Source organism: Primorskyibacter flagellatus (assembly GCF_900176485.1).
GTDB lineage: Bacteria > Pseudomonadota > Alphaproteobacteria > Rhodobacterales > Rhodobacteraceae > Primorskyibacter > Primorskyibacter flagellatus.
This window is the reverse complement of record NZ_FWYD01000043.1, coordinates 1-6,346: the sequence shown is the minus strand read 5'-3', so window position 1 is coordinate 6,346 and position 6,346 is coordinate 1. Positions and strand designations below refer to the sequence as shown.

Sequence of the window (6,346 nt, the reverse complement as noted above, 5' to 3'; positions counted from 1 at the left end):
GGATGCGGCTTTATTTCAAGCAGAGCAAGAGGTTGTTGAATCCGTAACTTACTCCGTAGGTAACACTATTAACACTAGGCGTTTTCCTTGATCTTCCCTTTGCGAAACCTTTGAAACGGTGTATGTGTTCATATGTACACATGCTTAGAAGGGGATGAAATGACGGCCAGCACCACAATGACGATCCGGCTCGACCCGCAGCTCAAGGCGAAGCTGGGAAGATTAGCGGATGGAACACGGCGCAGCCGATCCTTTCTGGCGGCAGAGGCGGTGGAAACCTATGTGGACCGCGAACTGGCCATCATCGAAGGCATCGAGCGCGGGCTTGCGGACGTGGAAGCAGGTCGGACGGTCAGCCATGAGGATGCAATGGCGTCCGTGCAGCGGGTGATCGACGCGGCAGCGGGCGGCACTGCATGAGCCGACCGGTTCGCTGGTCCACCGACGCGCTGGCCGACCTTGCCGATCAGATCGCCTACATCGCCGCCGATAACCCCGCAGCGGCCCGTCGCGTGTCCGATGCCCTCGACAAGACGGCCTTGGCCCTCGGAGACATGCCAATAGGGCGCCCCGGACGGGTTACAGGCACCTATGAGAAATCAGTGACGGGCCTGTCCTACATTCTCGCCTACGCGATCACGCAGACAGGCGGCGAAGAAGAAATCGCGATTGTTCGAGTGATCCACACATCGCGGGACTGGTCTGCCGAAGAATGGCCGGACTGATTTTCACTGATCCGGCCTGTTGATCCAGATGGCGCAATAGCTGGACCCGTTGTCCTGTTCGACCACCTGTCCGCCTGCGGTGCCGCAATAGATGCTCGGAAACTGCCCGAACTCGCGGGCATCACCGCGCCCTGCAATCCACGCCATCGCCAGCGCCCCGATAACGGCCCCTGTGGCCAGCATGGAAGCCAACCACACCCAGAACCCGCCAAACCAGCGCCATGCCTCTCTGCGGGCCTCTCCTGCGGCCTGTGAGAGCTTTGCGCGCTCATTGTCGAGGTCGTGCCGGATACCGGCCATGGCGCTCTCAGCGGCCCTTGTTGCGGCCTGTGTGGCGCTGCGGGCCATCTGGTCGCGGTCCGTTTCCAAAGCCTCCTGAATGTCCCCCGGCGCATCCTCAGCCGCCTTTGCCATTTTCATGACTGCTGCCGTCACGATCTGGTTCAGCTTTTTCGCTTCGTCTTTGTCGAGACTGGTGCGGGAAAGGTGCTCGACGCTGCGGCGAAGGGCGGTCAGCTCATCCACCAGTTCCTGAAACGGATCCTTGCTCATGTCTGATCCGCCTTCGCCGCGACCTGATCGAGATCTTCCAGCAGCCCGACCAGTTCTTTCTGATCGACTTCGCGGGTGGCGTTCTTGCGCAGGGTCGAAGCCATCCAGCGTGCAATCTTTGGGTCGTTCAAGGCGGCACTTGTAACGATAGCCCCGACGATGATCTTGCGCCGCGTTTCGCTGGCTTTCTGGCGGGTTTTGAGGCGGGCGAGCTTGGCCTGCGTTGATGCAATCTGCTGATCTATTGTCCGCGCCATTCTGGTCCCCTTTGCCACTGCCCTATGTTGCTTTTAGGCTACGGCTGATGTAGAGAGCAAGACACGAAGTGCCCACTTATACAAACGCTGCGCGTTTGTGTGGGCAGGGGAGACTGGCGTTTCCCCTCGACCCCTAAGCGAAGTGCAGCCCCCGAATGGCGATCTATCATTTACGCGCAACGATGATTTCCCGCTCTCAGGGCCGCAGCGCCACGGCGGCAATCGCCTACCGCGTGGCCGAGCGTATCGAAGACCGCCGCACCGGGCTGACCTTCGATTACGCGGCGCGTGGCGGTGTCGATCACACCGAAATCCTCGCACCGGATCATGCGCCGGATTGGGTCCGTGACCGATCCGAGCTGTGGAACCGCGTCGAGGAATCCGAGACCCGCAAGAACAGCCAGGTCGCCCGCGAGGTGCGCGTGGCCCTGCCCGACGAGCTGACCCATGCGCAGCGTGTCGCCCTGGTCCGCGACTATGCGCAGGCACAGTTCGTGGACCGTGGCATGGTGGCCGACATCGCCCTGCACGCGCCGGGGCGCGAGGGGGACGAGCGCAACCATCACGCCCACATTCTGCTGACCACCCGTGAGGTGGATGCAGACGGCTTCACCACCAAGAACCGCGACTGGAACAAGGTCGAGGTTCTGGAGGGCTGGCGCGCGGCGTGGGCGCGGGACAGCAATGCAGCGCTTGAGCGTGCCGGCATCGAGGACCGGGTGGACCACCGGACGCTGGTGGCGCAGCGCGACGAGGCGCTTGAGTTGGCATCGGCGGCGCGGGAGCGCGGCGACGAGGGCGCGGAGCTGCACGAGACCGTGCGGGCCATGTCGCTGGACCGCCCGCCCCTGCCTCAACTCTCGCTGGGGGCGTGGCAGCTCAAGGAGCGCGGCATCGAGGTCGCCGCTGTCCGCGTCTGGCACGAAGTGAAGGACCGTGCAGCCGAGGTCAGGCAGGCGGTGCAGGAGCTGACTGGACAGGTCCGTGATTGGCTGGACCGTGCGACGGAGCGCGTCATGGACCGTCTGGGATCGGGACAATCTGAGCTGGTACTTGCGGGGGGGCGTGATGGCCGAGAGGAAGAACCCAACCTTGCCAAGCGGTTGCGTGACGCATGGGAGGCGCGACAGGGCCGTGAAAAGGAACAGGGTGTCGATGCGCCGGAGCGGGATGCACCGCAGTCTTCGCAGGATTTGGCGGCACGTCTGCGCGAAGCGGCGGCGGGGATCGACCCGGATGCTCTAGCGGATCGCGCAGCCGCGTTGCGCGAGGGCCGTGAGGCCGAGGAACGGCATCAGGCGCAGGAGGTCGCGCGCGAACAGGAACGGGTGAAAGAGCTGGAGCGTCAGCAGGAGATCGAGCGGGACGCCCATCGCGACCGAGGGCATGGGATCGAGCGGTGAGGTGCAAATGCAGCTATGCCTAAAATTGCTTTTAGCCTTTCTGGTCAAGGAAGGTTTGTAGCGCCATAATGTTAGGCATTGCCGTTTTCTTACAGACAGTTAACAAATCAGAAAATTTAAATGCTATAGGAGCATGTTATGACACTAGGGAGCTGTCCCGACTGCGGGCATACTGTCTCACTTAACGCAGAGGCATGTCCAAATTGCGGTAATCCTTTTCAAAATAGGTATGAATATAGCGATGAACGAGATTCTTATAATCGCTTTATTGTGTTCTTCACAGTGCTCATTGGGTGTGTTGTGTTTTACATACTAGCTTCGGACTTAAATTTGGTCACCGCTGATAAAGACCGTTTTGATACAGTCAGAATGCTCAACTTGATGTTAACTGGGCAGACAGAGATCCTACTTGACGGTTTCTATATCGATATGAAAGTGATCCTGATCCAAGTTAAAGATGCCTACTACGGGATCACTTTTGGCGATGCTCCGTTTATCGACATGCCTGTCTTGCAAAATCTTGTTGTAGCGGGGTTTGCTTTTCCTCTTTCCATATGGATAGCAGGTCTTGCAGCGCAACTCACACCTAGAGGTAATATTTTCTCGATGTACTTTTGGCTACCCGTCATCTTTATAGGCGTAGGTTTGCTTGCTTATTTGACTCGATAGTCGAAGCCTAAAACTACCTCCAATAGCTTACGCATTGTGGCGTGAAATCAGGGTCTCGCATGTTTGATGGGATTGTTTCTAAACAAAACTTTTGCCAGTGCTGTCGCTCTTCTATCTGAGCGCATTGTCTGAAATCGGATATGACTTGAGGTAAGTTTGGGATTTTAATGAGGATGGAGGAGTTACCTTGGCTTGCACTTAGCTGGATAGCTGCTTGGTTTTCTAACTGATCCATAAAATTGGTGTTTCCGTTTACGAACGAAGAAATCCACCTTTCGCCATTTCGTTCAAACGTACCGTTCATTAGAAGTACATCGCCTTGAAAAGGATCTGGCGGAAGCAATGGAGGCGCTATGTTTCGATCACTTAAGATATCGAACCCCCAACCATCGTATCTGCGCCATGCACTTACTTCCAAGACATCACTCCCATCTGAGAATGATCCTAGGTCTGCTCGGCAAATACCTGTCCGCCCCGTAAAATAAGTGACTTCCTCCAGTTTAACACTACCAAAAGCATTTGAGGATACCGGTACGAACACGCCTGCTTCTGCTCCGGTGTCGGCCCCTGTGGCTTCTGCCAGAACAGAATCGCAGCCATCGCATTCTGCCCCTTCAGGGACGAGAAAATAGTACCCCGGCTCACTGAGCAAGAAGGTGTATAGTGCTTTAGCAGACTGTTCTGTTTGAAGGTCGTAATAAATGCCAACCTCTGACAATCTTTCGGCAACTACTGTCAAAGCGCTATTTGTTGCTGGACCCCAAAGCCCATCAATCTCTGAGCGATATAACCCAGCAGCTTCGAGAGAGGATTGAAGCCTTTGCCTTTCAGTGTTGGACAAACTGAAAAATGCGTCCTTTTCCGCATCTTGTGCGGATGCCAAAGTTGCTAAGAAAAAGAAGAAGGCAGCAAGATAGTATTTAAGCATGAGCACTCCGAAACTCGTAAGCGGTGGTATGACGATAACTAAACGGATCGCAGGAATCCAAACAAACCACGTTTTGCACCCTGCCCTGTTCGCTGATCGGTCAACATTGCCGTCAACTGGCGGCGTTCTTCGCCTTCACGGTCAAGGCGTTCGCGAAGGTCTGCCACAGTTTCAGCCATGTTTTCAGATAGGGTATTTGCTGCTTTAAGTTCGGCACGTAACCGTTCAATTTCAATGCGGTTTTCATGGTCAGAAGTGGGGGTAAGCACTGGTTTTTCTGACTGGTCAAGAGTGGTCAGGGGGAATACTCTGTGCAGCTCTGACGGATCAATCTCGTATCTTCCTTGAGCATCTTTTGGCGCACTTAGTCGCCCTTCTTTTATGGCTTTTAGGACTGTTCCCTTTGCCTTGTGGCAGGACTTGGCTGCTTCGTTCAGTGACATGGTCATGCTCGGTTTTCCTCGTGGTCATTATTGGTTTTCTTGACCGGTCATGACCGGTCAGCGTGACCAGTGTGCCACAATTTATGAACCAAGCAAACTATCGAGCAAACGGCATTTCCAAGCATCGTAACCGCTATCTTAGGCTGTTCTGTTTCCCGCAGTAGGCCACGAAGGCGGCACCCGCGCTTTTCGGCGGGTTGCCTTTGGCAGTTTCCGCTTGCGCGAAGGCCAGCCAATCGGCCCGCAGCGCGTAGTAGTCCCGGCCCTTTTCCCGTGCCACGGCGCGGGCCTTCTCTTCGGCCCAGTCGGGCAGGGCAATGGCGGGGGTGATTTGCGCCTTGGACTGGCGGGGCCGGACGATCACAAGGTCAGCGGCGTCCAGCTCGAAGCTGTAGAACGGCGTCACGTCCGCCTTGATAATCTCGCGCAGATTGTGTCGGAACCGTTTGACGGGGGCGTTGCTGCCCGTCTTGTTTTGGAGCGTCGTCAGCCCGATCTGCCACTTCGGCTTGCTGCCGCAATGCTTTCGCGCGATCTCGTAGAGTCGGCGTTCTAGTGGGCGACGCAGCCGGAAGTAGTCTTTCGAGATCGTGACAACCTGGTCGGATTCGATGGCCCGCATGAGCCAGCGCGACAGCTTCACCTCGCAATAGTCCAAGCGGAACCGTTCGTCGTCTGTGCGGACGAATCCGCCCTCGTCAATCAGCGAGAAAATTCGCGTCTCGATCTTACCACCGGACCTGATGTTGGTGACGAACTGCGCCCCTTGGAGGCGGGCAAAGGCATCTTCGAGGCGTTTGTAGTGGTTTCCGCCGATTGGTCGGTTGGTCGCAACCGACAACTCGCGGGCCGAAAAGCGCACGGTGTCCCCGATCGCTTCGCCCCGGTTCTTGCGGTGCATGAGCTGGCTGATCGTGAAAATCAGAATGTCTTTGTCGAAGATGGTGGGCAGACCGAGGCCAGACGGCCGGATTTTTAGAATATTGTCGCCGCTGCGATATTCGAGGTGTCGCATGTCAGGCTTCGTTGCCAGCGAGAACAGCGGATGCTCCATCGAGGCCATGTCGTCCTTCGGCACTGCATCCGCGATATCAAGGACGAAGAAATCAAGGTTTGGATGGCGATCTGGCAGCAAACTCATCAGCGAATCTTTGACCTATCAGGAACTTTCCACTTTGACCTATCAGGAACCAGATTGCAGGGAAAGTCTGTTTGACCCTTTCGGAACCAAAGTTTGACCCTTTCGGAACCAAAGTTTGACCCTTTCGGAACCCGGATGCGGCTTTATTTCAAGCAGAGCAAGAGGTTGTTGAATCCGTAACTTACTCCGTAGGTAACACTATTAACACTAGGCGTTTTCCTTGATCTT

At 56.2% G+C, this 6,346-nt stretch carries 9 protein-coding genes; 4 read left to right on the top strand and 5 right to left on the bottom strand.

What is annotated here, in order from left to right; translation table 11 throughout:
* Window positions 1-159: 159 nt before the first annotated feature.
* Window positions 160-420 carry a CopG family ribbon-helix-helix protein gene (locus tag B8991_RS20575; RefSeq protein ID WP_084355154.1) on the top strand — a complete coding sequence of 87 codons (261 nt, stop codon included), beginning with the start codon at window positions 160-162 and terminating at the stop codon, window positions 418-420.
* Window positions 417-725, top strand: coding sequence for a type II toxin-antitoxin system RelE/ParE family toxin (locus B8991_RS20570; RefSeq protein ID WP_084355153.1), 309 nt, complete (start codon window positions 417-419; stop codon window positions 723-725). The genes B8991_RS20575 and B8991_RS20570 overlap by 4 nt, the downstream gene beginning before the upstream one ends.
* 3 nt (window positions 726-728) lie before the next feature.
* Here B8991_RS20570 and B8991_RS20565 read toward each other — a convergent pair whose 3' ends face one another.
* Window positions 729-1,277, bottom strand: a complete 549-nt coding sequence (locus B8991_RS20565; RefSeq protein WP_084355152.1) for a hypothetical protein — start codon at window positions 1,275-1,277, stop codon at window positions 729-731.
* On the bottom strand, window positions 1,274-1,534 hold the full coding sequence (locus B8991_RS20560) for a hypothetical protein (RefSeq protein WP_084355151.1): 261 nt from the start codon (window positions 1,532-1,534) through the stop codon (window positions 1,274-1,276). The genes B8991_RS20565 and B8991_RS20560 overlap by 4 nt, the downstream gene beginning before the upstream one ends.
* A gap of 155 nt (window positions 1,535-1,689) precedes the next feature.
* Here B8991_RS20560 and mobQ point away from each other — a divergent pair, with 155 nt between their 5' ends.
* Both mobQ and B8991_RS20550 read left to right on the top strand, forming a co-directional pair.
* Window positions 1,690-2,937: a MobQ family relaxase gene (gene mobQ, locus B8991_RS20555; RefSeq protein ID WP_084355150.1), complete on the top strand. Its 1,248-nt coding sequence runs from the start codon at window positions 1,690-1,692 to the stop codon at window positions 2,935-2,937.
* Between the two features lie 138 nt (window positions 2,938-3,075).
* Window positions 3,076-3,606, top strand: a complete 531-nt coding sequence (locus tag B8991_RS20550; RefSeq protein ID WP_143514699.1) for a zinc ribbon domain-containing protein — start codon at window positions 3,076-3,078, stop codon at window positions 3,604-3,606.
* Between the two features lie 13 nt (window positions 3,607-3,619).
* Here the strand turns inward: B8991_RS20550 and B8991_RS21330 are convergent, their stop codons facing one another.
* The 3 genes from B8991_RS21330 to trfA all read right to left on the bottom strand — a co-directional run bounded on the left by B8991_RS21330 (window position 3,620) and on the right by trfA (window position 6,118).
* Window positions 3,620-4,534 (bottom strand): hypothetical protein, encoded by a 915-nt coding sequence (locus tag B8991_RS21330; protein ID WP_143514698.1) that lies wholly within the window; start codon window positions 4,532-4,534, stop codon window positions 3,620-3,622.
* A gap of 38 nt (window positions 4,535-4,572) precedes the next feature.
* Window positions 4,573-4,983, bottom strand: a complete 411-nt coding sequence (locus tag B8991_RS21325; protein ID WP_143514697.1) for a hypothetical protein — start codon at window positions 4,981-4,983, stop codon at window positions 4,573-4,575.
* A 127-nt stretch (window positions 4,984-5,110) separates the two neighbouring features.
* Complete coding sequence (gene trfA, locus B8991_RS20545) at window positions 5,111-6,118, bottom strand: plasmid replication initiator TrfA (protein WP_084355148.1); 1,008 nt, start codon at window positions 6,116-6,118, stop codon at window positions 5,111-5,113.
* Window positions 6,119-6,346: the final 228 nt, after the last annotated feature.

Excerpts from the sequence above, each read along its gene's own strand:
- B8991_RS20575 (WP_084355154.1), top strand. The coding sequence starts at position 160 with ATGACGGCCAGCACCACAATGACGATCCGGCTCGACCCGCAGCTCAAG.
- B8991_RS20570 (WP_084355153.1), top strand. The coding sequence starts at position 417 with ATGAGCCGACCGGTTCGCTGGTCCACCGACGCGCTGGCCGACCTTGCC.
- B8991_RS20565 (WP_084355152.1), bottom strand. The coding sequence starts at position 1,277 with ATGAGCAAGGATCCGTTTCAGGAACTGGTGGATGAGCTGACCGCCCTT.
- B8991_RS20560 (WP_084355151.1), bottom strand. The coding sequence starts at position 1,534 with ATGGCGCGGACAATAGATCAGCAGATTGCATCAACGCAGGCCAAGCTC.
- mobQ (WP_084355150.1), top strand. The coding sequence starts at position 1,690 with ATGGCGATCTATCATTTACGCGCAACGATGATTTCCCGCTCTCAGGGC.
- B8991_RS20550 (WP_143514699.1), top strand. The coding sequence starts at position 3,076 with ATGACACTAGGGAGCTGTCCCGACTGCGGGCATACTGTCTCACTTAAC.
- B8991_RS21330 (WP_143514698.1), bottom strand. The coding sequence starts at position 4,534 with ATGCTTAAATACTATCTTGCTGCCTTCTTCTTTTTCTTAGCAACTTTG.
- B8991_RS21325 (WP_143514697.1), bottom strand. The coding sequence starts at position 4,983 with ATGACCATGTCACTGAACGAAGCAGCCAAGTCCTGCCACAAGGCAAAG.
- trfA (WP_084355148.1), bottom strand. The coding sequence starts at position 6,118 with ATGAGTTTGCTGCCAGATCGCCATCCAAACCTTGATTTCTTCGTCCTT.